23 protein-coding genes are annotated in these 22427 nt (G+C 74.9%); 13 read left to right on the top strand and 10 right to left on the bottom strand.

Features of this window, described 5'->3' with window-relative positions; genetic code table 11:
* Positions 1-77: 77 nt before the first annotated feature.
* The 8 genes from ABTY15_RS05145 to ABTY15_RS05180 all read left to right on the top strand — a co-directional run bounded on the left by ABTY15_RS05145 (position 78) and on the right by ABTY15_RS05180 (position 8024).
* Positions 78-2303: a SpoIIE family protein phosphatase gene (locus tag ABTY15_RS05145; protein WP_350576245.1), complete on the top strand. Its 2226-nt coding sequence runs from the start codon at positions 78-80 to the stop codon at positions 2301-2303.
* Between the two features lie 160 nt (positions 2304-2463).
* The gene (locus tag ABTY15_RS05150) at positions 2464-3798 is read left to right on the top strand and encodes an ATP-binding protein (RefSeq protein WP_350576735.1); all 1335 of its coding nucleotides are present in this window, start codon (positions 2464-2466) and stop codon (positions 3796-3798) included.
* A complete protein-coding gene (locus ABTY15_RS05155; RefSeq protein WP_350576248.1) occupies positions 3782-4195 on the top strand; it encodes a roadblock/LC7 domain-containing protein in 414 nt (137 codons plus the stop codon). Before ABTY15_RS05150 ends, ABTY15_RS05155 begins: the two co-directional genes overlap by 17 nt.
* Positions 4192-4539 (top strand): DUF742 domain-containing protein, encoded by a 348-nt coding sequence (locus ABTY15_RS05160; RefSeq protein ID WP_350576251.1) that lies wholly within the window; start codon positions 4192-4194, stop codon positions 4537-4539. The genes ABTY15_RS05155 and ABTY15_RS05160 overlap by 4 nt, the downstream gene beginning before the upstream one ends.
* Entirely contained in the window at positions 4517-5146 is a 630-nt protein-coding gene (locus ABTY15_RS05165) for a GTP-binding protein (protein ID WP_350576254.1), read from the top strand. The genes ABTY15_RS05160 and ABTY15_RS05165 overlap by 23 nt, the downstream gene beginning before the upstream one ends.
* Positions 5143-6639, top strand: a complete 1497-nt coding sequence (locus ABTY15_RS05170) for a cytochrome P450 (RefSeq protein ID WP_350576257.1) — start codon at positions 5143-5145, stop codon at positions 6637-6639. Before ABTY15_RS05165 ends, ABTY15_RS05170 begins: the two co-directional genes overlap by 4 nt.
* Complete coding sequence (locus ABTY15_RS05175) at positions 6603-7709, top strand: cytochrome P450 family protein (RefSeq protein ID WP_350576260.1); 1107 nt, start codon at positions 6603-6605, stop codon at positions 7707-7709. The genes ABTY15_RS05170 and ABTY15_RS05175 overlap by 37 nt, the downstream gene beginning before the upstream one ends.
* A gap of 57 nt (positions 7710-7766) precedes the next feature.
* Complete coding sequence (locus tag ABTY15_RS05180; RefSeq protein WP_350576263.1) at positions 7767-8024, top strand: hypothetical protein; 258 nt, start codon at positions 7767-7769, stop codon at positions 8022-8024.
* A 48-nt stretch (positions 8025-8072) separates the two neighbouring features.
* On the opposite strand, the gene ABTY15_RS05185 is transcribed toward ABTY15_RS05180, so the two are convergent.
* A complete protein-coding gene (locus ABTY15_RS05185; RefSeq protein WP_350576266.1) occupies positions 8073-8882 on the bottom strand; it encodes an isocitrate lyase/PEP mutase family protein in 810 nt (269 codons plus the stop codon).
* 11 nt (positions 8883-8893) lie between these two features.
* Complete coding sequence (locus ABTY15_RS05190) at positions 8894-9379, bottom strand: carboxymuconolactone decarboxylase family protein (RefSeq protein WP_350576269.1); 486 nt, start codon at positions 9377-9379, stop codon at positions 8894-8896.
* Positions 9380-9618: 239 nt separating this feature from the next.
* Here ABTY15_RS05190 and ABTY15_RS05195 point away from each other — a divergent pair, with 239 nt between their 5' ends.
* From ABTY15_RS05195 to ABTY15_RS05205, 3 genes are all read left to right on the top strand, one after another.
* Positions 9619-10401: an NRDE family protein gene (locus ABTY15_RS05195; protein ID WP_350576272.1), complete on the top strand. Its 783-nt coding sequence runs from the start codon at positions 9619-9621 to the stop codon at positions 10399-10401.
* A gap of 106 nt (positions 10402-10507) precedes the next feature.
* Complete coding sequence (locus ABTY15_RS05200; protein ID WP_350576274.1) at positions 10508-10696, top strand: hypothetical protein; 189 nt, start codon at positions 10508-10510, stop codon at positions 10694-10696.
* 158 nt (positions 10697-10854) lie between these two features.
* The gene (locus ABTY15_RS05205; protein WP_350576277.1) at positions 10855-11775 is read left to right on the top strand and encodes an undecaprenyl-diphosphate phosphatase; all 921 of its coding nucleotides are present in this window, start codon (positions 10855-10857) and stop codon (positions 11773-11775) included.
* A 7-nt stretch (positions 11776-11782) separates the two neighbouring features.
* On the opposite strand, the gene ABTY15_RS05210 is transcribed toward ABTY15_RS05205, so the two are convergent.
* From ABTY15_RS05210 to ABTY15_RS05220, 3 genes are all read right to left on the bottom strand, one after another.
* A complete protein-coding gene (locus tag ABTY15_RS05210; protein WP_350576280.1) occupies positions 11783-12475 on the bottom strand; it encodes an alpha/beta fold hydrolase in 693 nt (230 codons plus the stop codon).
* 55 nt (positions 12476-12530) lie between these two features.
* Positions 12531-13319 (bottom strand): alpha/beta fold hydrolase, encoded by a 789-nt coding sequence (locus ABTY15_RS05215; protein WP_350576284.1) that lies wholly within the window; start codon positions 13317-13319, stop codon positions 12531-12533.
* A gap of 196 nt (positions 13320-13515) precedes the next feature.
* Positions 13516-14403, bottom strand: a complete 888-nt coding sequence (locus ABTY15_RS05220) for a sigma-70 family RNA polymerase sigma factor (RefSeq protein ID WP_350576288.1) — start codon at positions 14401-14403, stop codon at positions 13516-13518.
* A gap of 74 nt (positions 14404-14477) precedes the next feature.
* Here ABTY15_RS05220 and ABTY15_RS05225 point away from each other — a divergent pair, with 74 nt between their 5' ends.
* Both ABTY15_RS05225 and pdxR read left to right on the top strand, forming a co-directional pair.
* Entirely contained in the window at positions 14478-14975 is a 498-nt protein-coding gene (locus ABTY15_RS05225) for a carboxymuconolactone decarboxylase family protein (protein WP_350576291.1), read from the top strand.
* Positions 14976-15165: 190 nt separating this feature from the next.
* The gene (pdxR, locus tag ABTY15_RS05230; RefSeq protein WP_350576294.1) at positions 15166-16593 is read left to right on the top strand and encodes a MocR-like pyridoxine biosynthesis transcription factor PdxR; all 1428 of its coding nucleotides are present in this window, start codon (positions 15166-15168) and stop codon (positions 16591-16593) included.
* Between the two features lie 27 nt (positions 16594-16620).
* Here the strand turns inward: pdxR and ABTY15_RS05235 are convergent, their stop codons facing one another.
* From ABTY15_RS05235 to ABTY15_RS05255, 5 genes are all read right to left on the bottom strand, one after another.
* Positions 16621-16767: a DUF6126 family protein gene (locus ABTY15_RS05235; protein ID WP_350576297.1), complete on the bottom strand. Its 147-nt coding sequence runs from the start codon at positions 16765-16767 to the stop codon at positions 16621-16623.
* Positions 16768-16799: 32 nt separating this feature from the next.
* The gene (locus tag ABTY15_RS05240) at positions 16800-17435 is read right to left on the bottom strand and encodes a helix-turn-helix domain-containing protein (protein WP_350576300.1); all 636 of its coding nucleotides are present in this window, start codon (positions 17433-17435) and stop codon (positions 16800-16802) included.
* A 69-nt stretch (positions 17436-17504) separates the two neighbouring features.
* The gene (locus ABTY15_RS05245; protein WP_350576303.1) at positions 17505-19238 is read right to left on the bottom strand and encodes a pyruvate dehydrogenase; all 1734 of its coding nucleotides are present in this window, start codon (positions 19236-19238) and stop codon (positions 17505-17507) included.
* Positions 19239-19257: 19 nt separating this feature from the next.
* Complete coding sequence (locus ABTY15_RS05250) at positions 19258-21666, bottom strand: glycoside hydrolase family 65 protein (protein WP_350576306.1); 2409 nt, start codon at positions 21664-21666, stop codon at positions 19258-19260.
* Positions 21663-22412: an HAD family hydrolase gene (locus ABTY15_RS05255; protein WP_350576309.1), complete on the bottom strand. Its 750-nt coding sequence runs from the start codon at positions 22410-22412 to the stop codon at positions 21663-21665. Before ABTY15_RS05255 ends, ABTY15_RS05250 begins: the two co-directional genes overlap by 4 nt.
* Positions 22413-22427 lie beyond the last annotated feature (15 nt).

Consider the following 22427-nt stretch of genomic DNA (forward strand, 5'->3'; position numbering starts at 1 on the left):
AAGGTGTTAAGAACCGAGTGCCCGCTGGGGCACCCCTAGGGCACCCACCCCCTCGGAGCGGAAAGGCCGGGTATCCGATGGACCTGACCTCGCCGTGGCTTCCCCCGGCCGAGGACGAGGGCCGGACGCCGCGCAGCAGTCCCACGGCCCGCAGTGCCATGCGCTGCGTGCGGTTACTGCTCGGCTGCACCAGCGCCGCCGAACTGCTCGGCACCGTCCTGGCCGAGGGCCCGAGTTGGATCACCGGCGAGGGTTCCGCGCTCTACCTGCTGGATTCCGCCGGAATGCTCCGGCTCACCGCCTCGCACGGGCTGCCGGACTGGGTCCACGAGCGCTACGGCGTCGTCGATCCGGCCGGCGACCTGCCCGCCGCGATGGCCCTGCGGCTGCGCCGCCCGTACCTGCTCTCCCCCGAGCACACCAGCGTCGACTACCCCAACCGGAACGTCGGCATGGGCACCGGGATGGTCGCCGTGATCGCCCTGCCGATGATCGTCGACGAGCGGCCGGTCGGCGTGCTCGCCCTCGCGCTGGCCCACCGGGGCACCGTCCCCCGGCGCGACCTGGACGTCCTGGAGACCATCGGCGACGCCTGCGCCCACCGGATCTCGCACCTGCTCGGCCACGCCGAGCCGCGCACCCCGCCGGGCCCGGCAGCGCCGCCCCGGGAGGGCGCGGAGACCCGCGCCGCCGGGCTGGCCCACCCGATGCTGTCGCTGGCCGTGCGGGCCGCCGGGCACGGCGCCTTCGAGCGCGACCTGGTCACCGGGGAGAGCTACTGGGACGCCGAGGCCTTCAGGGTCACCGGCCAGGCCGCCACCCCGGACGGCTCCGCCCCCGAGCTGGACCGGATCGTCCACCCCGAGGACCTGCCCGACGTGCAGGCGGCGCTCGCCGAGGCGCTCGCGACGGGCGGCCGGTACCGGATCGCGTACCGGGTGCTGCGCCGGGGCGGCGGGGTGGCCCGGATCGAGGAGACCGGCGAGGTGATGCTGGACACCCACCACCGCCCGGTCCGGATCGCCGGCCTGTTCGCGGACCGGGAGCCGCCGCCGGAAGCGGAGCAGCAGGGCGAGGAGAGCTCCGCGGCCGGGGCGCGGACGGCGCTGCTGCTGGCCCTCACCCGGGCGCTGTCCCGCGCGGTGACCGTCCGGGACGTCACCACCGCCGTCACCGACGTCGCCCGCCCGGCCTTCGGCGCCGCCAGCATCGTGCTGGACCTGGTGGACGAGGGCCGGCTGCTGCCGGTGTCGCACACCGTGTACGGCGGGCCGCGCCGCACCGAGCTCACCCGGCTGGCGGACCTGTCCGAGGGCGTGATGCAGCACGCGCTGACCCGCTCCGCGCCGCTGTTCAGCGAACCGGGCCGGACCGCGGGGCACGGCGGGCCGCTCACCCCCGCCGCCTGGGCGGTGCTGCCGCTGATCGCCTCCGGACGGCAGGTGGGCTCCTGCCTGATCACCTTCGCCACCGAGCGGTCGTTCAGCCGGGAGGACCGCACGCTGTACTCGGCGTTCGCCGGGATCCTCGCGCAGTCCCTGGAGCGGGCCCGGCTCTACGACACCCATCTCCACCGCGCGACCGAGCTCCAGCGCGCGATGCTCCCGCGCACCCTGCCCCGGCTGCCCGGGATCGCCAGCGCCGCCCGCTACCTGCCGAGCACCGAGGGCATGCAGATCGGCGGCGACTGGTACGACCTGCTGAAGCTGCCGGACGGCCGGATCGGGGTGGTGATCGGCGACGTCCAGGGCCACAACGCCGAGGCGACCGCGGTGATGGGCCAGCTGCGCAGCGGCCTGCGGGCGTACGCGACGGACGGCCACGACCCGGCCGCCACGCTGGCCCGGACCAGCCGGCTGCTCGCCGAGCTGGACACCGACCTGTTCGCGACCTGCCTCTACCTGACCCTGGACCCGGCCGACGGCGCGCTGGCCGGCGCCCGGGCCGGGCACCCGGCGCCGGTGCGGGTCGCCGGGGCGAAGGCCGTCGAGCTGGACCTGCCGGGCGGCCCGCCGCTCGGGGTGGACCCGGGGCAGCCGTACCAGTTGACGGTCGGCCGGCTGGCGGTCGGCGAGACGCTGCTGGTGTACACCGACGGGCTGGTCGAGGACCGGGAGGAGGACTACGACGAGTCGGTGCAGCGGATGCTGGGCGGGCTGGAGCTGTGGGCCCGGCAGACCGGGCCGGGGCGGATCGGTCCGGCACCGGCGCTGGAGCGGCTGGCCGATCTGCTCACCCTGAACGTCACCGAGCGCCGCTCGCGCCCGGACGACGTGGCGCTGCTGCTCCTGCACCGCACCTAGCCGCTCCGGTGCGGACCGCTCCCGGAGGGCCGGTGTCCGGATCGCGGACGAACCACGCCTCATTGACGCCGTGTTGACCGGATTTTGACGAGATCCGGTCACATGGCGGGATCCGTTCACACCTTCGTAGGATCATCACCCTAGAATTCGCGGCGTGACGATGACTCAGTGGTGCGCAACGGCTACCGGCGTGCTCGCCGCCCTCGCCCTCGTGGCCGCCGCGCGCTACCGCGCCGTGTCCGTCACCCAACGCCGCCGCGCCGACCGCTTGCAGCGCGACCTCGCGCGCCTCCAGGAGCAGCTCGGCACCGAACTCTCCCGCCGCGGCGCCGACCTGGCCGCCGTTCAGCAGGAGCAGGAGCTCACCGCCTCCACCCAGCGGGCCTTCCTCAGCGTCGCCCGCCGGATCCTCGTCATGGCCCACGACCAGCAGGCCCTGCTCGACGAGATGGAACGCACCCACGACGACCCGGCGCTGCTGGAGGGCCTGCTCAAGGCCGACCACGCCGCCGCCCAACAGGCCCGGCTGGCCCAGACCCTGGCCGTGCTCTGCGGCGCGCGGGCCGGCCGGCACTGGCCCGAGCCGGTCTCGCTGGAGGACGTCGTCCGCGGCGCCCAGTCGCGCATCCTGCCGTTCCAGCGGGTGGTGGTCCGCAGCCGGATCGAGACCGCCGTGGTCGGCGCCGCCGCCGAGGCACTGATCCACGCCGTCGCCGAACTGCTGGACAACGCCACCCGCTACTCCCCGCCCAGCACCCAGGTCTTCGTCACCCTCATGCCGGTGCACAACGGCGCCGTCATCGAGATCGACGACGGCGGCGTCGGGATGCCGGAACAGGCCGTCGCCAAGGCCGCCGCCGCGCTCGCCGGCGGCAGCACCCTGGAGGTCTCCCGGCTGGGCGAGGTACCGCAGTTGGGCCTGGCCGCGGTCGGCCGGCTCGCCGAGCAGTACGGCTTCCGGGTCACCCTCAGCTCCGCGCCCTCCCCGTACGGCGGCGTGCGCGTCGTCGTGCTGCTGCCGAACGCGCTGCTCACCGAGCCGCTGCCGCCGACCGTCCCCGGACTGGGGCCGGACGACCGGGGGTTCGGCTTCGGCCCGCTGCCGGCCGCCCCCGCCGCCGGCCACCCGCTGGTGGACACCCCGCCGGCCCACCGCCCCGCCGGGCCGCTCGGACCGTACGAGCCGCTCGGACCGTACGAGCCGCTCGCGCCCCGCGAACCGCTCGGGCCGCCGGCCGGCACCACCCCGCCGCCGCTGCCCCGCCGGAGCCACCGGCGCGACCGCGCCCACCGCCCCACCCCACCCGCCGCTCCGACGCCGCCGCCCGCCCCGCCGTACCGCTCGGCCCGGGACGCGCAGGCGTTCATGGCGATGTTCCAGGCCGGTACCGCGAGCGGCCGGTCGGCCGTGCGGGCCCAGGCCCAGTCCGATGCTTCCCCCGTCTCCCCCCGACTTCCCCAGCGCTCCGGAGAGTTCCATGACCACCGCCCCTGATCTCGGCTGGCTGCTCGCCGACATCGTCTCCGTCCCCCAGGTCCAGCACGCCGTCGTGGTCTCCAACGACGGCCTGGAGATCGGCCGCAGCGCCAACATCGCGCGCGAGGACGCCGAACGGCTCGCCGCCGCCTGCTCCGGGCTCCAGTCGCTGGCCCGCGGTGTCGCGGTCGGCTTCGGCGGCCCGGGCAGCGCCACCCGGCAGATCATCATCGAGTACGGCGGCGGCTACCTCTTCATCGTCGCCGCCGGGGCCGGCGCGCACCTGGCCGTGGTGACCGGCGAGGCGGTCGACGCCGGCCTGGTCGCCTACCAGATGCAGGTCCTGGTCGAGCGGATCGGCAGCCACCTCACCAGCCCGCCGCGCGCCGATCACGCGGCGGGGGGTCTGCGGTGAGTGGGCCGGTCCGGCCGTACGTCATCACCGGCGGGCGCAGCCGGTCCACCCGGGCCGAGCTGGCCATCGAGAGCCTGGTCAGCGCGTTACCCGGGCCGCCGGAGCTGCCCGAGCACGTGCTGCTCAACCGGGAGCACCGGCGCATCCTCGGGCTCTGCCACAGCCTGCTCTCCATCGCCGAGGTGGCGGCCCACCTGGGGCTGCCGCTCGGCGTCGTCAAGGTGCTGGTCGGCGACCTCTGGGACCTCGGCGCCGTCCAGGTGCTCCCGCCCGTCCCGCAGGCCGAACGCCTGCCCACAACCCTCCTGGAAGAGGTGCTCGTTGGCCTCCGCCAACTCCGCTGAGCCGCGCGCCGGCGACGCCACCGCCGAACCGCGGTACCTGCCGTCCTCCGTCCAGGGCGCGGTGAAGATCCTGGTCACCGGCCCGTTCGGGGTGGGCAAGACCACCCTGGTCGGCTCGCTCAGCGAGATCGCCCCGCTGCGCACCGAGGAGACCATGACGGCCGCCAGCAGCGGCGTCGACGACCTCACCGGACGCCCCGGCAAGACCACCACCACGGTCGCGCTGGACTTCGGCCGGATCACGCTCAACCCGCGGCTGGCGCTGTACCTGTTCGGCACGCCCGGGCAGCAGCGGTTCTGGCCGCTCTGGGACGACCTGTCGCAGGGCGCGCTCGGCGCCATCGCCATGGTGGACCTGCGCCGCCCGGACGAGAGCTTCGACGTGCTCGGCCGCCTGGAGGAGCAGCGGATCCCCTTCGCGGTGGCCGTCAACACCTTCCCGGACACCCCGAGTTACCCGGAGGAGGAGCTGCGCGCGGCGCTGGACGTGCTGCCCGAGGTGCCCATCCTGTACTGCGACGCCCGCGACCGGCGGCAGTCCTACGACCTGCTGATCGACTTCGTCGAGTACCTGCACCGCACCTCCGTCCTGGAGCTCCAGCGATGACCGCGCCCGAACCCGGCGCCGCCGCGCCCACCGGGTGCCCGGTCGCGCACGGCGGCGGGCCCGGCGTCGGGCCCGGCATCGCGCACGGCGGCGGGCTGCCGGTCGGCGTCCCGCTGCCACCGCTGTACGGGCCGGCCGTCGCCGAGGACCCGCACGGCCTGTACGCCGACCTGCGCGAGCGGTACGGACCGGTCGCGCCGATCGAGCTGGAGCCCGGGGTCGAGGCCTGGCTCGTCCTCGGCTACGCCGAACTGCTCGAACTCACCCGCAACGAGGCGCTGTTCTCCAAGGACTCGCGCCGCTGGCGGGTGCCCGTCGAGGGCCGGCTGGCCCCCGACTCGCGGCTGCTGCCGATGACCTCCTGGCGGCCGACCCTGCTCAACCTGGACGGCGCCGAGCACCAGCGGCTGCGCGCGGCCGTCTCCGACACGCTCGCCCAGATCGACCACCGCCAGCTGCGGGAGACCACCGAGGCCGCGGCCAACGACCTGATCGACGGCTGGGGCCCGGACGGCACCGCCGACCTGATCGCCCAGTACGCCCGCCCGCTGCCGCTGCTGGTCTTCACCCAGCTGGTCGGCCTGCCCCGGGAGGCCGGTCCGCGCCTGGTCGAGCTGATCAGCCACTTCGTGGACAGCGGCCCGGAGTCGGTGCGGGCCAGCGCCGAGTTCCAGGCGATCCTGGTCGACCTGGTCCGCCGCCGCCGGACCGCCCCCAGCGCCGACCTCACCTCCTGGCTGCTCGCCCACCCGGCCGGGCTGACCGACGAGGAGGCCGTCCACCACCTGGTGGTGATGATGGTCGCGGGCAACGAGACCAGCATCAACTGGACCGGCAACACCCTGCGGCTGCTGCTCACCGACCGCCGCTTCCGGGCCACCCTCACCGGCGGCCGGCTCACCGTCTCCGACGCGCTGGAGGAGGTGCTCTGGCGCGACCCGCCGACGCAGAACTTCCCCGGCCGCTGGGCCACCGGCGACACCGTGCTCGGCGGCCAGTACATCAGCGCGGGCGACATGCTCGTCCTCGGCCTGGCCGCGGCCAACGCCGACCCGGCCGCCCAGGGCGTCGCCGCCGCCGCGCACGGCTCGCTCGGCGGCAACCGGGCCCACCTCGCCTGGGGCGCCGGCCGGCACGTCTGCCCGGCCCAGCACCCGGCCCGGATCATCGTCGAGACCGCCGTCGAGACCCTGCTGCACCGCCTGCCGGACCTCCAACTGGCCGTCCCGCCGGGCGACCTGGCCTGGCGCCCGTCCCCGTGGTCGCGGGCCCTGCTCGGACTGCCGGTGCTCTACAGCGCCTTCACCCCGCCCCGCCCGCCAGCCCCCGAGAGGCCCGCATGGACACCGCCGTCGCCCCCCACGGAGCCCGCCCCGAGCCCGTCCGGCTCGACCCCTTCGGACGCGACCAGCACGGAGAGAACGCCCGACTCCGGGCGGCCGGCCCCGCGGTCCTGGTGGAGCTCCCTGGCGGGGTGGTGGTCTGGGCGATAACCCACCACGACACCCTCCAGGCGCTGCTCGCCGACCCGCGCGTCGGCAAGAACCCCCAGCTGTGGACGACCTTCCGGGAGGGCCGGCTGCCGCAGGGCTGGCCGCTGCTCAACTTCGTCACCGTGCCGGGCATGGTCACCGCCGACGGTGAGGACCACCGGCGGCTGCGCGGGCTGGTCAGCCAGGCCTTCACCCCGCGCCGGATCGCCGGCCTGGCGCCCGCGATCGAGGCCCGGGCGGTCGCGCTGCTCGACCGGGTCGCCGAGCTGGACGGCCCGTTCGACCTGCGCGAGCACTTCGCCTACCCGCTGCCGATGCAGGTGATCGGCGAACTGCTCGGCCTGCCGCCCAAGCAGCAGGACGAGCTGCACGAGCTGTCCGACACCCTGGTCTCCAGCTCCGCCACGCCCGAGGCCGCCGTCGCCGCGCAGCAGGGCCTGTTCGCGCTGCTGGCCGGCGTGGTGGCGGCCAAGCGCGCCGAGCCCGGCGACGACCTGACCACCGATCTGATCGCCGCCCGCGAGTCCGAGGACCGGCTGAGCGAGGCCGAACTCGTCGGCACCCTGCTGCTGATGCTGATCGCCGGGCACGAGACCACGCTCAACCTGATCACCAACGCCGTCCGGGCCCTGCTCGCCCACCCCGAGCAGCTGCGGCTGGTGCTGGACGGCGAGCAGCCGTGGTCGGCGGTGATCGAGGAGACGCTGCGCTACGACTCGCCGGTCGGCCAGTTCCCGCTGCGCTACGCGGTCGAGGACATCGAGGTCGGGGAGGTGGTGATCCGGCGCGGCGAGGCGCTGATCGCCTCGTACGCGGCGGCCGGGCGCGACGCCGGGCACTACCCGGACGCCGACCGCTTCGACCTCACCCGGCAGCCCAACCGGCACCTGTCGCTCGGCCACGGCCCGCACTTCTGCCTCGGCTCCGGGCTGGCCCGGCTGGAGGCGGAGACGGCGCTGCGGCACCTGTTCGCGCGCTTCCCCGGGCTGGCCCTGGCGGAGGGCGAGGCGCCGGAGCCGATCGGGTCGTTCGTCAGCAACAGCGTGCGGACCCTGCGGGTGACGGTCTGAGCCGTACGGTTACCTGAGGGCGGCCCGGTCGTTCGGCAGGGCATGAAGAACACCGGTATGAAGAAACTCGCCACCGTGGCCGCCCTCACCATGGCGGGCCTCGCGCTCGCCGCCCCGGCGGCGTCCGCCACCAGCCAGACCGCGAGCTCCCCGGACGCCACCGGCGGGCTCACCGACGGCCTCACCCTCTCCCCGGCCGACCTCGCCATCCACGCGGCGGGCGAGCTGCCGGTGGTCGGTCACACCGCCAAGGAGGTGGAGGCCGTCGGCACCAACCAGATGACCCACCCGGGCCTGAGCGGGCAGATCGGCTGAGCGCGGGCGGCGCCGGCCGAGCGGGACGGGCCCGCCCGGCCGCCACGGTCAGCCCCGGGACAGCTCGTTGAGCTCCGGGTAGGTCAGCCCGCCGTCGAGGGCGGTGTACGTGCCGGTCGCGTACACCTCCTCGGCGGCGCGGCGCACCGCCTCGTACGCCACCTTGGCCGGGCCGGGGCCGAGGCTGATCCGGGCCACGCCGAGCTTCGCCAGCTCGGGGACGGACGGCGAGCCGGGGCCGGCCAGCACGTTCAGCGGGGCGGGGACCGCCTCGACCAGGGCGGCGATGGTCGCCGGGTCGGCGACGCCGGGGGCGAACACGCCGTCCGCGCCCGCCTCGACGTACGCCCGCAGCCGGCGGACCGCCTCGTCCAGCCGGCCCTCGGGCGCGCCCAGCTGGTGCAGGAAGACGTCGGTGCGCGCGTTGACGAAGACCGGGACGCCGCTCGCGTCCGCGGCCGCCCGGGCCGCCGCGATCCGCTCGGCCGCCTCCTCGGCGGAGTAGTCGGCGTCCTCCAGGTTGACGCCGACCGCGCCGGTGGCGACCAGTGCGGTGACGGTCTCGCCGACCCCCGCGGCGGTGTCGGCGAAGCCGCTCTCCAGGTCCGCGGTGACCGGCAGCCCCACCGCGCGGGCGATCAGCGCGGTCTGCGCCAGCACCTGCTCGCGGTCGGCGCCGCCGCCGTCCGGGCTGCCGAGCACCCAGGACACGCTGGCGCTGGCGGTCGCGATCGCCCGGGCCCCCGCGGCGGCGACCAGCCGGGCGCTCAGCGCGTCCCAGGCGTTGGCGAGCACCAGCGGCTCGCCGGGGCGGTGCAGCTCGCGCAGCAACCGGGCCTGCTCCTGCTGGTTCGTCATCTCCCCCGCCCTCACTTCGCGGCCGGCGAGAGCCGGGAGGCGACGCCGATCCGGTTCCAGGCGTTGATCGTGGCGATCAGCGCGATCAACTGGGCCAGCTCGGCCTCCTCGAACTGGGCGGCGGCCTCCTGGTACACGGCGTCCGGCACGTGGCCCTGGGTCAGCAGGGTGATCGACTCGGTGAGCGCCAGCGCGGCCCGCTCGCGGGCGGTGAACCACGGGGTCTCGCGCCAGGCCGGGAGGGAGAGCAGGCGGTGGTCCTGCTCGCCGTGCTTCGCGGCGTCGGTGGCGTGCATGTCGATGCAGAAGGCGCAGCCGTTGATCATCGAGGCGTGCACCTTGACCAGCTCGGCGAGCACCGGGTCGACGCCGGTGCGGGAGTGGCGGTCCACCGCCCGCATCGCCCGGTAGTACTCGGGGGCGAGGTCCGGCAGCGAGATCCGCTGGGCGGGGGCGGGCACCGGGGCCTGGTCGGTGGCGTTCTCGATCGTCGTCATGGCTGCCAGCCTAGGGCGGCAGTGGCCCGCACCTCTGGTGCATTCAGGACGCAAAACCTTGGGCCAATTCCCGGGGTGACCGGCGGTGCGCCGAGTCTGGCACGGCCGGGCCCGGAAGGGGAGGGCCCGTGCCCCCCGGCGCCGGGGCCCGCGCTCCCGGCGCTCGAACCGGAGTGCGAGGATCGAGGGTGCGGGTGGCCGAGCCGGGCGCGCGCGGGCGAGGTCAGGGGGCCAGGATCGTGTGTACGGCGTTCGTCAGCATCGAGCCGGGGGCGGCGGTACCGGTGCTGCTCCTCTCCGTCCGGGACGAGTTCGCCGGCCGGAGCTGGCTGCCGCCGGACCACCACTGGCCGGACCGCCCCGCGCTGATCGGCGGACTGGACCTCGCCGCGGGCGGCACCTGGCTCGCGGTCGACCCCGAACGGCGGGTCGGCGCCTGCCTGTTGAACGGCTTCGGCCCGCTCGCCCCGGCCCACGCCCGGCTCTCCCGGGGTGAACTGCCGCTGGTCGCCGTCCAGGAGGGCGGCATCGGCCACCTCGACCTCACCCCGTACGACCCCTTCCACCTGGTGACCGTCCGGCCGGACGGCGCCCGGGTGGCCAGCTGGGGCGGCGGCCGGCTGACCGAGCGCGAACTGCCCTCCGGACTCAGCGTGGTGCTCAACGACGGGCTGGAGGGCCTGGCCCCGACCCGGACCACCTCGGAGCGGATCCGCGCCCTGATGGCCGCCCGCGCCGTCCACTTCCGGGCCCGCCTCGCCGCCGCGCCCCGGCCCGCGCCGACCGGCGACGGGCCGGCCGAACGGGCCTGGGGCGACTGGCTGCCCATCGTCACCGGCGACGGGCTGGCGCTGGACGCGGACGCGGCGCTGATCCAGCGGCGGGACTTCGGCGACGGGCGGATCTGGGGCTCCTCGTCCATCTCGCTGCTCGCCCTCGGGCCGGACGGGCTGCGCTACGACTTCGCCCCCGCGCCGGTGCCCGCCGACGGCGGCGGCTGGCGGCGGGTGGCGGTCGACTGACGGTCGAATCGGGCTCCAGCGCGGGCCGCCCCGGCGGAAAAGGACTTGAACCTGCCCCAGCGGGAGGCTTCATGGTGGACCCCGTCGACCACGAAGGAGGCCCCCGATGCGCCGCTCCCGCCTGTCCGTCGTGCTGTCGGCCGCCCTCCCGGTGGCCGGCACCGCGCTGGTCGGCACCGCCGTGGCGCTGCTCACCGGGGCGGTGGCGTGGGCGGTGCCGCCCTCGGCGGTGCTGGCGGGCGTCGCGCACCTGGTGGCCGTCCTGGTCCGGACGTTCTTCGCCGCGTCCCGGTGAGCGGTGGGCGCCGGGAGCCGACCGCCGGCCCGGGTGGCCGGTGGGCGTCCGCTCGGTGAACTTCTGGCGGCGGGGCTGCCGTACGTCTACATGCCGCTAGTAGCTTCGCGGGGGCCCCCGGATTCACCGGACGCAGACCCCCCGAGCGAAGGTGCGCGATGTCCACCCTGACCTACCCGGAAGCGATAGGCGTCGGCCTTCTCCAGGGTGTGACGGAACTCTTCCCGGTTTCCAGCCTCGGCCACAGCATCCTGCTCCCGGCCCTCCTCGGCGGGAAGATCCAGCAGGACCTCGACATGACCGCCGAGGGCTCCTCCTACCTCGCCGTGCTGGTCGGCCTGCACCTGGCCACCGCGCTCGCGCTGGTGGTGTTCTTCCGCAAGGACTGGGTGCGGGTCATCAGCGGCGTCCTCACCTCGGTCCGGCACCGCCGGATCCAGACCCGCGACGAGAAGCTCGCCTGGCTGCTCATCATCTCCACCATCCCGGTCGGGGTGGCCGGCCTCGCGCTGGAGAAGGCGCTGCGGCACGCGCTCGGCAAGCCCGTCCCGGCCGCGGTCTTCCTCGCCCTCAACGGCCTGGTGCTGCTCGGCGCCGAGCGGCTCAAGCGCGGCGGCAGCGGCCGCCGCCGGGCCGGGCACGGCGCCCCGCCGGTGGACGAGCCGGGCCTGGACCCGGCGATCGCCTCCGACCACCGGCTGGCCCGGCTCACCTTCGGCCAGGGTGCCTGGATCGGCGCCGCCCAGATCCTGGCGCTGTTCCCCGGCATCAGCCGCTCCGGCGTCACGATGAGCGCCGGCATCCTGCGCGGCCTGCACCACGAGGACGCCGCCCGCTTCTCCTTCCTGCTCGCCACCCCGGTGATCCTGGCCGCCTCCGCGTTGAAGGTCCCCGAGCTGTTCAAGCCGGAGAACTCCGCCGTGCTCGGCCCGGTGGTCGCGGGCAGCATCGCCGCCTTTGTGGCCGGCTACGTCTCGGTGCGCTTCCTCACCAAGTACTTCGAGACCCGCAGCCTGACGCCGTTCGCGGTGTACTGCTTCGTCGCCGGCGTCGGCAGCGCGGTCTACCTGTCGGTCTGAGCCCGGCTCACGACTCCAACAGCAGCCGGGCGAGTTCGCCCGGCTGCGAGATCATCGGCCAGTGCCCGGTGGTGAGCTCCACCAGCCGCCAGTGCCCGCCCTCGACCAGGTCGACGACCGTCGACGGCGGCTCCGGCCAGTCCAGCAGGCACTTGACGTACGTCGCCGGGAGCGCGGCCAACGGGCGCTCCAGGACGGCCGGTTCGGTCAGCGAGGCGCCCGGGTGCGGCGTCGCGCGGGCCAGGATCCGGGCGATCTGCTCCCCGGTGAGCCCCTGCCCCTCGAACTCCTCGGCGGGCAGCGGCGGCCAGGACCCACCGTTCGCCGCGATCGACTCCCGCACCGCCCGGCCGGACTCCCCGGCCCTGACGAAGGCCTGGCCGTCCACCGGCACGTCGGAGTCCACGAAGACCACCCGGGCCAGCCGGTCACCGATCCGCTCGGCGGCCTGCCCGACCGGGATGCCCGAGTAGCTGTGCCCGACCAGCACGACCTCGCGCAGGTCGAGCCGTTCCACCTCGGACACGATGTCCGCCACGTGCGTCTGCTGCCCGGCCGGGGCGCCCTCGCCGTGCCGCTCCGCCAGCCCGGAGAGCGTCAGCGGGTGGACGCCGTGCCCCGCCGAGCGGAGCTCCGCCGCGACCTCCTCCCACGCCCACGAGCCCAGCCACGCCCCTGCCACGAGCACATAGTTCGCCATGGGCCGCACGGTAGCGCGGGGGTCCGACAACCGGGGCCGACAGCGGCCGGGCCGGTCAGCGGCGGGCCACCGCCGCCAGGATCACCTCGGCGACCGCGGCCGGCTGTTCGACCAGGACGCCGTGCCCCGCGTCCGGGACGGTCACCACGGTCACCTGCGGGCAGGCCTCCAGGGCCGCGCGCTCGGCGGGCTGAAGGCCGATCTCGTCGTGGTCGCCGCGGACCACCCAGGTCGGCACGCCGGCGCCGCAGAGCCGCTCGACCAGGGCCCCGTGCCGCTCCAGGTAGTCGTAGTAGCCCCGGACGATCCGGCGGGCGGCGGCCGGGTCGGTCGTGCCGAGGTCGGCGGCGAGCGCCTCGGCGCGGGCCGGGGGCAGGCTGCGCTTCATCGCCATCGGCATGGTCTTCACCAGGGCCGCCCAGGCCAGCGCACCGAGCCCGGGCACGTGGCCCACCTGGTCCATGACCGTCATGAAGGTCGCCTCGTCCCGCCGGGAGAAGGTCGGCGAGAGCAGTACCAGCGGGCCGTCGAACAGGCCCGCGGCGGCGGCCTCCAGGGCGATGTTCGCGCCGAGGCTGTGCCCCACCAGCACGTCGCAGCCGCGCTCGGTGGCGAACCCCGCCATCAGCCGGGCGTAGTTGTCGATCGTCACGTCCTCGGGCACGGCCGTCCGCCCGAAGCCCGGCACCGTGACCGCCGTCATCCCCACGCCGGAGGAGACGAGGGCCGGCTCGGCCATCACGTCCTCGTACCAGACCGTCGTGCACATCCCGCCGGGGATCAGCATCACCCGGTGCCCGGCGTCGGCCGGACCCGCCTCTCGGACGTCCCAGTTCTCGCTCATGCGGCCGAGTGTGGGACCGCCGCCGGGCCACGGCCGGGACGCTGCTCCCATCGAAGCGTGTCGACCGACGGGGCCTGGACGCGGCCACCGGGGGCCCGGGAACGAGCGGGGGCCGCTCGCCGGCGAGGCGAACGACCCCCACCCGAGGACGGGTCCGACCGGCGCTCAGAGGCTGTTCTCCGAAAACCGTCTCCGATCAGGCGGTCAGCCCGAGCGCGGCCAGTCGGACCGGGTCGGTGAGAATGTCCAGACCGGTGATCCGGCCGTCCAGAATCGTGAACGACATGACCGACAGCGCCTTGCCGTCGGCGAACGAGACCACCCCGGGCGAGCCGTTGACCAGCACCGGGCGGACCTCGGCGGCGAACCGGGCGAAGGTGATCGCCGTGCCCGCCACCCCGGTCGCGCCGCGCCGCATGCTGCTCGGCAGCAGCGCGCCGCCGTCCGAGCGGACCAGCACGTCCGGGTCGAGCACGGCGAGCAGGGCGTCGAAGTCGCCGCCGCGCGCGGCGGCCAGGAACGCGTCCACCACCTCGCGCTTGCGGACCGTGTCGTGGTCGGCGGCCGGGGTGGCGCCCTGGACCCGGCGCCGGGCGCGGCTGGCGAGCTGCCGGGTGGCGGCCGACGTCCGGCCGAGGACCGGCGCGATCTCCTCGAACGGCACGTCGAACAGGTCGTGCAGGACGAAGGCCAGCCGCTCGGCCGGGGCCAGCGTCTCCAGCACGACCATCAGCGCGATCCCGACCGAGTCGGCGACCAGGATCCCGTGCACCGGGTCCAGCGTGGACAGGCCGCCGATCACCGGGTCCGGCAGCCGCACCGGGGCCGCCTCCTGCTCGGGCAGCGGGTCCTCCCGGCGGGCGGCGCGCGAGCGCAGCTGGTCCAGACAGATCCTGCCGACGACGGTGGTGAGCCAGGCCCCGAGGTTCCTCACCCCGCTCACGTCACTGCGGCTCAGCCGCAGCCAGGCCTCCTGGACGGCGTCCTCCGCCTCGGCGACCGACCCCAGCATCCGGTAGGCCACCGACCGGAGTTGGGGCCGTTCCGCCTCGAAGCGCCCGGCCAGAGAAATTTCCTCGCCCACCTGTCACATCCTCGCGTCGGGATCCGTCGGTTCAGTGACGGACGCTAATCGACGAACGCGAACAGGAGCACCCGATGACCGACACCGCCACCACCACCGCCCCCGCCGCCCGCACCGCCCGGATGAAGAACCCGGCGATGGTCCTGCCCGGCGCCACGGAGGGCATCCAGCAGATCTACCGGGCCATGTACCAGGGCGGCGCCTCCCCGAAGATCCTGGAGCTGGTGCACCTGCGGGCCAGCCAGATCAACGGCTGCAGCGCCTGCGTGTTCGCCGGCGTCCAGGGCGCGAAGAAGCACGGCGAGACCGACGAGCGGCTGCACGCGGTGGTCGCCTGGCGCGAGGCGCCGTTCTTCACCGACGAGGAGCGCGCCGCCCTCGAACTGACCGAGGCCGTCACCCGGATCGCCGACCGCTCGGGCAAGGCCGTCCCGGACGTCGTCTGGGACGCCGCGGCCGACCACTTCACCGAGGGCCAGCTCGCCGCGATCATCATGATGATCGGCCTGACCAACCTCTTCAACCGCCTCAACGCCACGATCGAGGAGCCGGCCGGCCAGACCTGGGGCTGATCCGGATCGGTCGGCCGTCGGCCGCGGTCCCCCAGGACCGCGGCCGAACTGCCGTACTGCCGCGCCCTGTTCGCCACCGCCGGGTGCGCCGGATTCATCTCAGCGAATGCGGCGGAGTTCTCGCCCATATGGGACCGCGCGGGATAATCCGGTGACGGAACCGCGCCCGCCCCGGACAGATCGGCCTCCCATGAGCAGCTCCTGGACCACCTTCGGTGGCGACCTGCACCTGGACCTCACCGAGCGCCGCGCCGCCGGAACCGGGCTGCGAGCGGCCCTGGAGGACGCCCTGCGCGAGGCCGTGCAGGACGGCCGGCTCGCCCCCGGCACCCGGTTGCCCTCCTCGCGTGCCCTCGGCGAGGACCTCGGGATCGCCCGCAACACCGTCGTCGAGGCGTACGGGCAGCTCACCGCCGAGGGGTGGCTCACCGCCCGGCAGGGCTCCGGCACCACCGTCGCCCAGCGCACCGCGCCCCGCCCCGGCCGGCGCCCGGCCCGGCCCACGGCGGCGCGTCACGACGTCCGGCACGACCTGATGTCCGGGCGGCCCGACCTCTCGCTCTTCCCCCGCACCGCCTGGCTCGCCGCCGCCCGCCGCGCCCTCGCCACCGCGCCGCACGACGCCTTCGGCTACGGCAGCCCGCTCGGCCGGATCGAACTGCGGCAGGCGCTCACCGACTACCTGGCCCGGGTCCGCGGGGTGCGCACCGACCCCGACCACCTGCTGCTCTGCACCGGCGTCACCCAGGGGCTGGGCCTGGTCTGCGCCGCGCTGCGCGAGCGCGGCGCCCGCACCCTCGCCGTCGAGTCGTACGGGCTGCCGCCGCAGCACGACGGCGTCCGGGCCGCCGGGCTGGGCATCCTCCCGCTGCCGCTGGACGAGGCCGGCGCCCGGGTCGACCGGCTCGACACCCGCCCCGGCGCCGTCCTGCTCACCCCCGCCCACCAGTTCCCCACCGGCGCGCCGCTCGCCCCCGACCGCCGGGCCGCCGCGGTGCGCTGGGCCCGTGAGCGGAACGGGTACGTCATCGAGGACGACTACGACGGCGAGTTCCGGTACGACCGGCAGCCGCTCGGCGCGATGCAGGCGCTCGATCCGGAGCGGGTGGTGTACGCCGGGACGGCCGCCAAGAGCCTGGCCCCGGGCCTGCGGCTGGCCTGGCTGGCCCTGCCGGACGCGCTGGTCGAGCCGGTCGCCCGGCTGAAGTCGCTGGCCGACGGCATGTCCCCGGTGCTGGACCAGCTGACCCTCGCCGAGCTGATCACCTCCGGCACCTACGACCGGCACGTCCGCCGTTGCCGCCTGCACTACCGGCGGCGCCGCGACCAACTGGTCGCGGCGCTCGCCGAACACGCCCCGCACGTCCGGATCACCGGCATCGCGGCCGGCCTGCACGCGGTCGTCCAGCTGCCGCCCGGCGCCACCCCCGAGGCCGAGCTGCTCGCCCGCGCCGGGGCGGCCGGCATCTCCCTCAACGGCCTCTCCTGGCACCGGGCCGACCCCGCCGAGGCCGGGCCGGACACCGCGCCCGCCCTGGTCATCGGCTACGCCACCCCGCCCGACCGGGACTTCCCGGCCGCCCTGGCCGCGCTCTGCGAGCTGCTGCGCACGGCCTGAGCGGGGTGGCCGTAGTCGGCCGGCCGGCTACTTCCGGCCGCCCAGCTGGAAGAGCAGCATGATGAAGCCGGCGAAGACGTGGATGCCGGCGGTGTAGATCACCAGCCGGACGGCGACTCGACGGTTGGCCCACTTGCCGGCGTCGACGGTCTTGGGTGCGGTGGGATCGGCCATGGGGATCTCCTCCTAAGGGCGCTGACGACGGCTCAGTGAGCGGCGGCCGGGCCGCCGCCGAGGCAGAGCTCGCCGCCGGGGCTCTGCAACAGGGTGTGGACGAAGAGCAGTTCGACGCCGTCGGACGAGTCCGCGGCGATGCAGTGCGGGGTGAGCGAGTCGAAGTGGGCGGAGTCGCCGACGTCGAGGTGGTGGACGCGGTCGCCGAGGGTCAGCTTGAGCCGGCCCTGGAGGACGTACAGCCACTCCTCGCCGGGGTGGACCCGGACCACGGCGTCCTGCACGCCCGGGGGGACGTGGACGCGCAGCGCCTGCATGGCCCGGCCGGGGGCGCCGGCCCGCCGGTAGCCCCAGCCGCCCGCGCGGCCGGGTTCGATGGCGCCGCCGCGGACCACCGGGTCGGGCTCGGCCATGGTCTCGCCGAGCAGTCCGGAGACGGAGGTGCCGTAGGCGCGGGCGAGGCCGAGCAGCACGGGCAGGGACGGCTGGCGACGTCCGGTCTCCAGCCGGGACAGATAGGCTGGGGAGAGACCGACCCGGGCCGAGGCCACTTCGAGGGTGAGGCGGCTGCTGAGCCGGTGCTCCCGGAGGCGGGCGGCGAGGCCGGCCACCTCCTGGTCGTCGAGCTGGTCACCCGGGGCGGGGGCCCCGGTGGAGCTGGTGGTCATGTGACCAGTGGACACCCGCCGTGCCGCCCGGGCAAGAACTTTGCCTCTGGGGCAAAAGCCCGGAACCTGCTACGGCCGCGGGATGTTGCGCAGGTTGCTGCGGGCCAGGTCGATCATGCGCCCGACCCCGCCCGAGAGCACCGTCCGCCCGGCCGCCAGGGCGAATCCCTTCAGCTGGGCGGCGGTGATGTGCGGCGGGATGGACAGCGCGTTGGGGTCGGTCACCACGTCCACCAGGGCGGGCCCGGGCCGTTCCAGCGCCTCCGCCAGCACCTCGCGGACCCGGGCCGGTTCGACCACCCGTTTGGCCGGGATGCCCATCGCCCGGGCGATGCCCGCGAAGTCCACGTCCCCGTTGTCGATCTCGGACTCCGGGTAGCCGGAGACCAGCATCTCCAGCTTGATCATGCCGAGCGCGCCGTTGTTGAACACCACGGTCTTCACCGGCAGCCGGTGCTTGGCCACCGTGAGCAGCTCACCGAGCAGCATGGCCAGCCCGCCGTCCCCGGCCATCGCGATCACCTGCCGCCCGGGGCAGGCGAGTTGGGCGCCGATCGCGTGCGGCAGGGCGTTCGCCATCGAGCCGTGCAGGAAGGAGCCGATCACCCGGCGGCGGCCGTTCGGCTGGAGGTAGCGGGCGGCCCAGACGTTGTTCATGCCGGTGTCCACGGTGAACACCGCGTCGTCGGCGGCCACCTCGTCCAGCACCGAGGCGACGTACTCGGGGTGGATCGGCAGGTGCTTCCCGATGTCCCGGGTGTAGGCGCCGACCACGTCCTCCAGTGCCCGGCAGTGCTTGCGGAGCATCTCGTCCAGGAAGGTGCGGTCGCGCGCGCCGGTCAGCAGCGGCAGGACCGCCCGCAGGGTGGCCGCGACGTCCCCGTGGACGGCCAGGTCCAGTGCGGTGCGGCGGCCCAGCCGGGTGGCGTCGTGGTCGACCTGCACGGTGTGCGCCTGCGGCAGGAAGGAGTCGTACGGGAAGTCGGTGCCGAGCAGCACCACCAGGTCGGCGGAGTGCAGGGCCTCGTGGCAGGCGCCGTAGCCGAGCAGGCCGCTCATGCCCACGTCGTACGGGTTGTCGAACTGGATCCACTCCTTGCCGCGCAGCGAGTGCCCGACCGGCGCGTGCAGGGCCCGGGCGGCCTCCATCACCTCGGCGTGCGCCCCGCGCACCCCCGCGCCGCAGAACAGCACCACCTTGCGGGCCGCGTTGAGCAGCCGGGCCAGCTCCTGGACCTGGGACCACGGCGGCGCGGCGACGGCCTGCTCGGTGAGGAAGTGGCTGGTGCCGGTCGGCCCGGCGGCCGGGAGCGCGGCCACGTCGCCGGGGAAGGCCAGCACGGAGACCCCGGGCGCACCGAGCGCGTGCTGCACGGCCACCCGCAGCAGCCGGGGCAGCTGGGCGGGGGTGGAGAGCAGCTCGCACCAGCCGCTGCAGTCGGTGAACACCCGCTCGGGGTGGGTCTCCTGGAAGAAGCCGGTGCCGATCTGCCCGGACGGGATGTGCGAGGCGAGCGCGAGCACCGGCAGGCCGCTGCGCTGGGCGTCGTACAGGCCCTGGATCAGGTGGGTGTTGCCGGGCCCGCAGGAGCCCGCGCAGACCGCCAGCCGGCCGCTCAGCTCGGCCTCGGCAGCGGCCGCGAAGGCCCCGGCCTCCTCGTTGCGGACGTGCACCCAACCGATGCCCTCGGCGCGCCGGATCGCGTCCACGACCGGGTTGAGGCTGTCGCCGACCACCCCGTAGACCCGTTCCACCCCGGCCTGCCGGAGCACCTCCACCATTTGTTCGGCCACGGTCACCATGGGTTCGCTCCCTCGTCCGTCACTCGGCCGCGAGGTGGTCCGGGGACTGCCCGACCTTGCCGCTGACCAGGCCCGCCTGGGGCTGGCGGCGGGCGGGTTCGCGGCCGGGCGGCTGGGCGCAGCGCTCCTGCGCGGGCGGCGCGACCGTCGGCAGGGTGACCGGCGCCCCGGCCTTCACCTGCACCGGCTCCCCGTCGTGCCGCAGGTGCAGCACCTCGCCGCGGCGCAGGGTGTACGTCGTCCCCTCGTGGGTGATCTGCACGCCGAGCAGGTGCCCGCGCACCAGCAGCGAGAAGCCGAGCTTCATCAACCCGGCCGGCAGCCTGGGCCGGAAGGACAGCGTCTCGGCGTGGTCGCGCAGCCCGCCGAAGCCCGCCACCAGGGCCATGCAGGCCCCGGCCAGGGAGGCCATGTGCAGGCCGTCGCGGGTGTTGCCGCCGAGGTCGTGCAGGTCCATCAGGGCGGCCTCGGCGGTGTAGTCGTACGCGAGGTCGAGCTGGCCGACCTCGGCGGCGATCACCGCCTGGGTGCACGCGGACAGCGAGGAGTCGCGGACGGTGAGCCGCTCGTAGTAGGCGAAGTTGCGGGCCTTCTGCTCGTCGGTGAAGGCGTCGCCGCGGACCTGCATGGCGAGCACCAGGTCGGCCTGCTTGACCACCTGCTTCCGGTACAGGTCGAAGTACGGGTAGTGCAGCAGCAGCGGGTACTTCTCGGGCGGGGTGCGTTCGAAGTCCCAGACCTGGTGGTGGGTGAAGCCGTCGGCCTGCGGGTGGACGCCGAGGTCCTCGTCGTACGGGACGTACATCGCGGCGGCGGCGTCCCGCCAGGCGGCGGTCTCCTCGGTGTCGACGCCGAGGTCGGCGGCCTCGCGCGAGTGGCGGGCGGCGGCCTCGGCGGCGGCGCGCAGGTTGCTCTGCGCCATCAGGTTGGTGAAGACGTTGTTGTCGGCGACGGCGCTGTACTCGTCGGGGCCGGTGACGCCCTCGATCCGGAACTTCCCGGCGGCGTCGTGGTGGCCGAGCGAGCGCCACATCCGGGCGGTCTCCACGAGCAGTTCCAGCCCGTACTCGCGCTCGAACTCCTCGTCCCCGGTGGCCCGGACGTAGCGGGCGACGGCGGCGGCGATGTCGGCGCCGATGTGGAAGGCCGCGGTGCCGGCCGGCCAGTAGCCGGAGCACTCCTCGCCGCGGATCGTCCGCCACGGGAACACCGCGCCGGACAGCCCGAGTTGGGCCGCCCGCTCGCGGGCCAGCGGCAGCGTGGTGTGCCGCCAGCGCAGGGCCTGGTTGACGGCGCCGGGCAGGCAGTAGGTGAGCACCGGCAGGACGAAGGTCTCGGTGTCCCAGAAGCTGTGGCCGTCGTAGCCGGGGCCGGTCAACCCCTTGGCGGGGATGGCGCGTTCCTCGCTGCGGGCGCCGGCCTGGAGGACGTGGAAGACGGCGAACCGGACGGCCTGCTGGAGTTCGACGTCGCCCTCGATCTCGATGTCGTTGGTGTCCCAGAACTCCCGCAGGTAGTCGGCCTGTTCGGCGACCAGGCCGTCCCAGCCGGTGTACCGGGCGGCGGTCAGCGCGGCCTCCACCTGGTCCCGGACGGCAGGCAGCGAGCGGGTCGCCGACCAGCCGTAGGACATGAACTTGACCAGCCGCAGCCGCTGGCCGGGCTGGAGCACGGTGGTGACGCTGATCCGGCAGTGGTCGGCCTCCGCCTCGGCGACGGTGTCCAGCTTCTCCGGGCCCTCGATGACGTGGTCCATCCCGGCCGCGACCCGGATGCCGCTGTAGCGGGTGCGGTGCACCAGGACGGCCTTCGTGCCGCCCGCGTGGTGCACCTCGGCCAGCAGCGGCGCCTCCAGGACGGCCGCGGCCCGCGGGTCGCCCTCGGGGCCGCCGGGCAGCTGCTCGTTGGCGACCAGCTCGGACTGGAGCACGATCCGCACCGGACCGTCCACCGCCTCGACGCTGTACTCGACGGCGGCGACGGCGCGCTGGGTGAGCGAGACGAGCCGGGTGGAGCGCACCCGGATGGTCCGCCCGGCCGGGGACATCCATTCGGCCTCGCGCCGCAGCAGCCCTTCCCGGAAGTCCAACCACCGCTTGTGGCCGACGAGTTCGCCGTAGCGCAGGTCGAAGGGCTCGTCGTCGACCAGCAGTCGGATGATCTTGCCGTTGGTCACGTTGATGACGCTCTGGCTGGACTCCGGGTAGCCGTAGCCGCCCTCGCCGTACGGCAGCGGGCGGAGCTCGAAGACGCCGTTGAGGTAGGTGCCGGGCAGGCCGTGCGGCTCGCCCTCGTCCAGGTTGGCGCGCAGGCCGATGTGCCCGTTGGAGAGCGCGAACACCGACTCGGCGCGGGCCATCGCGGTGTGGTCCAGGCCGTGTTCGGTGATCTGCCAGGGGTCGACCGAGAAGTTGTCCAGGTCGGTCATGACGGCTCCCCGGCCAGCAGCTCGGCGAGGTCGTCGACGACCACGGAGGCGCCGTCCCGGCGCAGTTCGGCCGCCTGGCCGGTGCGGTTCACCCCGACCACCGCGCCGAAGCCGCCGGCCCGGCCGGAGGCGACCCCGGCCAGCGCGTCCTCGAAGACCGCGGCGTGCACCGGCTCCACGCCGAGCGTGCGGGCGGCGTACAGGTAGGTGTCGGGGGCGGGCTTGCCCGGCAGGCCCTCCCGCTTGGCGACGATCCCGTCCACGATCACGTCGAACAGCTCCTCGATCCCGGCCGACCGCAGGACGTCCCGGCAGTTGGCGCTGGAGGAGACCACCGCGCTGGGCAGCCCGAGCTCGCGCAGCCGCCGCACGTAGGCCACCGAGCCCTGGTACGGCTGGACGCCCTGTTCCCGGATCATCCGCAGCACGGTCTCGTTCTTGGCCCGGCTGATGCCGTGCACGGTACGGGCGTTGGGCGGGTCGTCGTCGCCGCCCTCGGGCAGCTCGATGCCCCGGCTGGCCAGGAACGCCCGGGTGCCGTCCAGCCGTGGCCGGCCGTCCACGTGGGCGTCGTAGTCGGCGACCGCGTCGAAGGGGACGAACTGCCCGCCGGTGCGGGCGGATTCGGCCCGCAGGAAGGCGTCGAAGGTGTCCTTCCAGGCCGCGGCGTGCACCGTGGCGGTCTGGGTGAGCACCCCGTCGAGGTCGAAGAGGAAAGCGCGGATGTCGTCCGGTAGCCCCAGCATGGGTGCAGTCTTACC

Origin of the sequence: Kitasatospora sp. NPDC097643, from assembly GCF_040302625.1 — a bacterium.
Lineage (GTDB): Bacteria > Actinomycetota > Actinomycetes > Streptomycetales > Streptomycetaceae > Kitasatospora.

Coding starts and splice junctions, on each gene's coding strand:
- ABTY15_RS05145 (WP_350576245.1), top strand. CDS start 78: ATGGACCTGACCTCGCCGTGGCTTCCCCCGGCCGAGGACGAGGGCCGG.
- ABTY15_RS05150 (WP_350576735.1), top strand. CDS start 2,464: ATGACTCAGTGGTGCGCAACGGCTACCGGCGTGCTCGCCGCCCTCGCC.
- ABTY15_RS05155 (WP_350576248.1), top strand. CDS start 3,782: ATGACCACCGCCCCTGATCTCGGCTGGCTGCTCGCCGACATCGTCTCC.
- ABTY15_RS05170 (WP_350576257.1), top strand. CDS start 5,143: ATGACCGCGCCCGAACCCGGCGCCGCCGCGCCCACCGGGTGCCCGGTC.
- ABTY15_RS05180 (WP_350576263.1), top strand. CDS start 7,767: ATGAAGAAACTCGCCACCGTGGCCGCCCTCACCATGGCGGGCCTCGCG.
- ABTY15_RS05185 (WP_350576266.1), bottom strand. CDS start 8,882: ATGACGAACCAGCAGGAGCAGGCCCGGTTGCTGCGCGAGCTGCACCGC.
- ABTY15_RS05190 (WP_350576269.1), bottom strand. CDS start 9,379: ATGACGACGATCGAGAACGCCACCGACCAGGCCCCGGTGCCCGCCCCC.
- ABTY15_RS05200 (WP_350576274.1), top strand. CDS start 10,508: ATGCGCCGCTCCCGCCTGTCCGTCGTGCTGTCGGCCGCCCTCCCGGTG.
- ABTY15_RS05205 (WP_350576277.1), top strand. CDS start 10,855: ATGTCCACCCTGACCTACCCGGAAGCGATAGGCGTCGGCCTTCTCCAG.
- ABTY15_RS05210 (WP_350576280.1), bottom strand. CDS start 12,475: ATGGCGAACTATGTGCTCGTGGCAGGGGCGTGGCTGGGCTCGTGGGCG.
- ABTY15_RS05215 (WP_350576284.1), bottom strand. CDS start 13,319: ATGAGCGAGAACTGGGACGTCCGAGAGGCGGGTCCGGCCGACGCCGGG.
- ABTY15_RS05225 (WP_350576291.1), top strand. CDS start 14,478: ATGACCGACACCGCCACCACCACCGCCCCCGCCGCCCGCACCGCCCGG.
- pdxR (WP_350576294.1), top strand. CDS start 15,166: ATGAGCAGCTCCTGGACCACCTTCGGTGGCGACCTGCACCTGGACCTC.
- ABTY15_RS05235 (WP_350576297.1), bottom strand. CDS start 16,767: ATGGCCGATCCCACCGCACCCAAGACCGTCGACGCCGGCAAGTGGGCC.
- ABTY15_RS05240 (WP_350576300.1), bottom strand. CDS start 17,435: ATGACCACCAGCTCCACCGGGGCCCCCGCCCCGGGTGACCAGCTCGAC.
- ABTY15_RS05245 (WP_350576303.1), bottom strand. CDS start 19,238: ATGGTGACCGTGGCCGAACAAATGGTGGAGGTGCTCCGGCAGGCCGGG.
- ABTY15_RS05250 (WP_350576306.1), bottom strand. CDS start 21,666: ATGACCGACCTGGACAACTTCTCGGTCGACCCCTGGCAGATCACCGAA.
- ABTY15_RS05255 (WP_350576309.1), bottom strand. CDS start 22,412: ATGCTGGGGCTACCGGACGACATCCGCGCTTTCCTCTTCGACCTCGAC.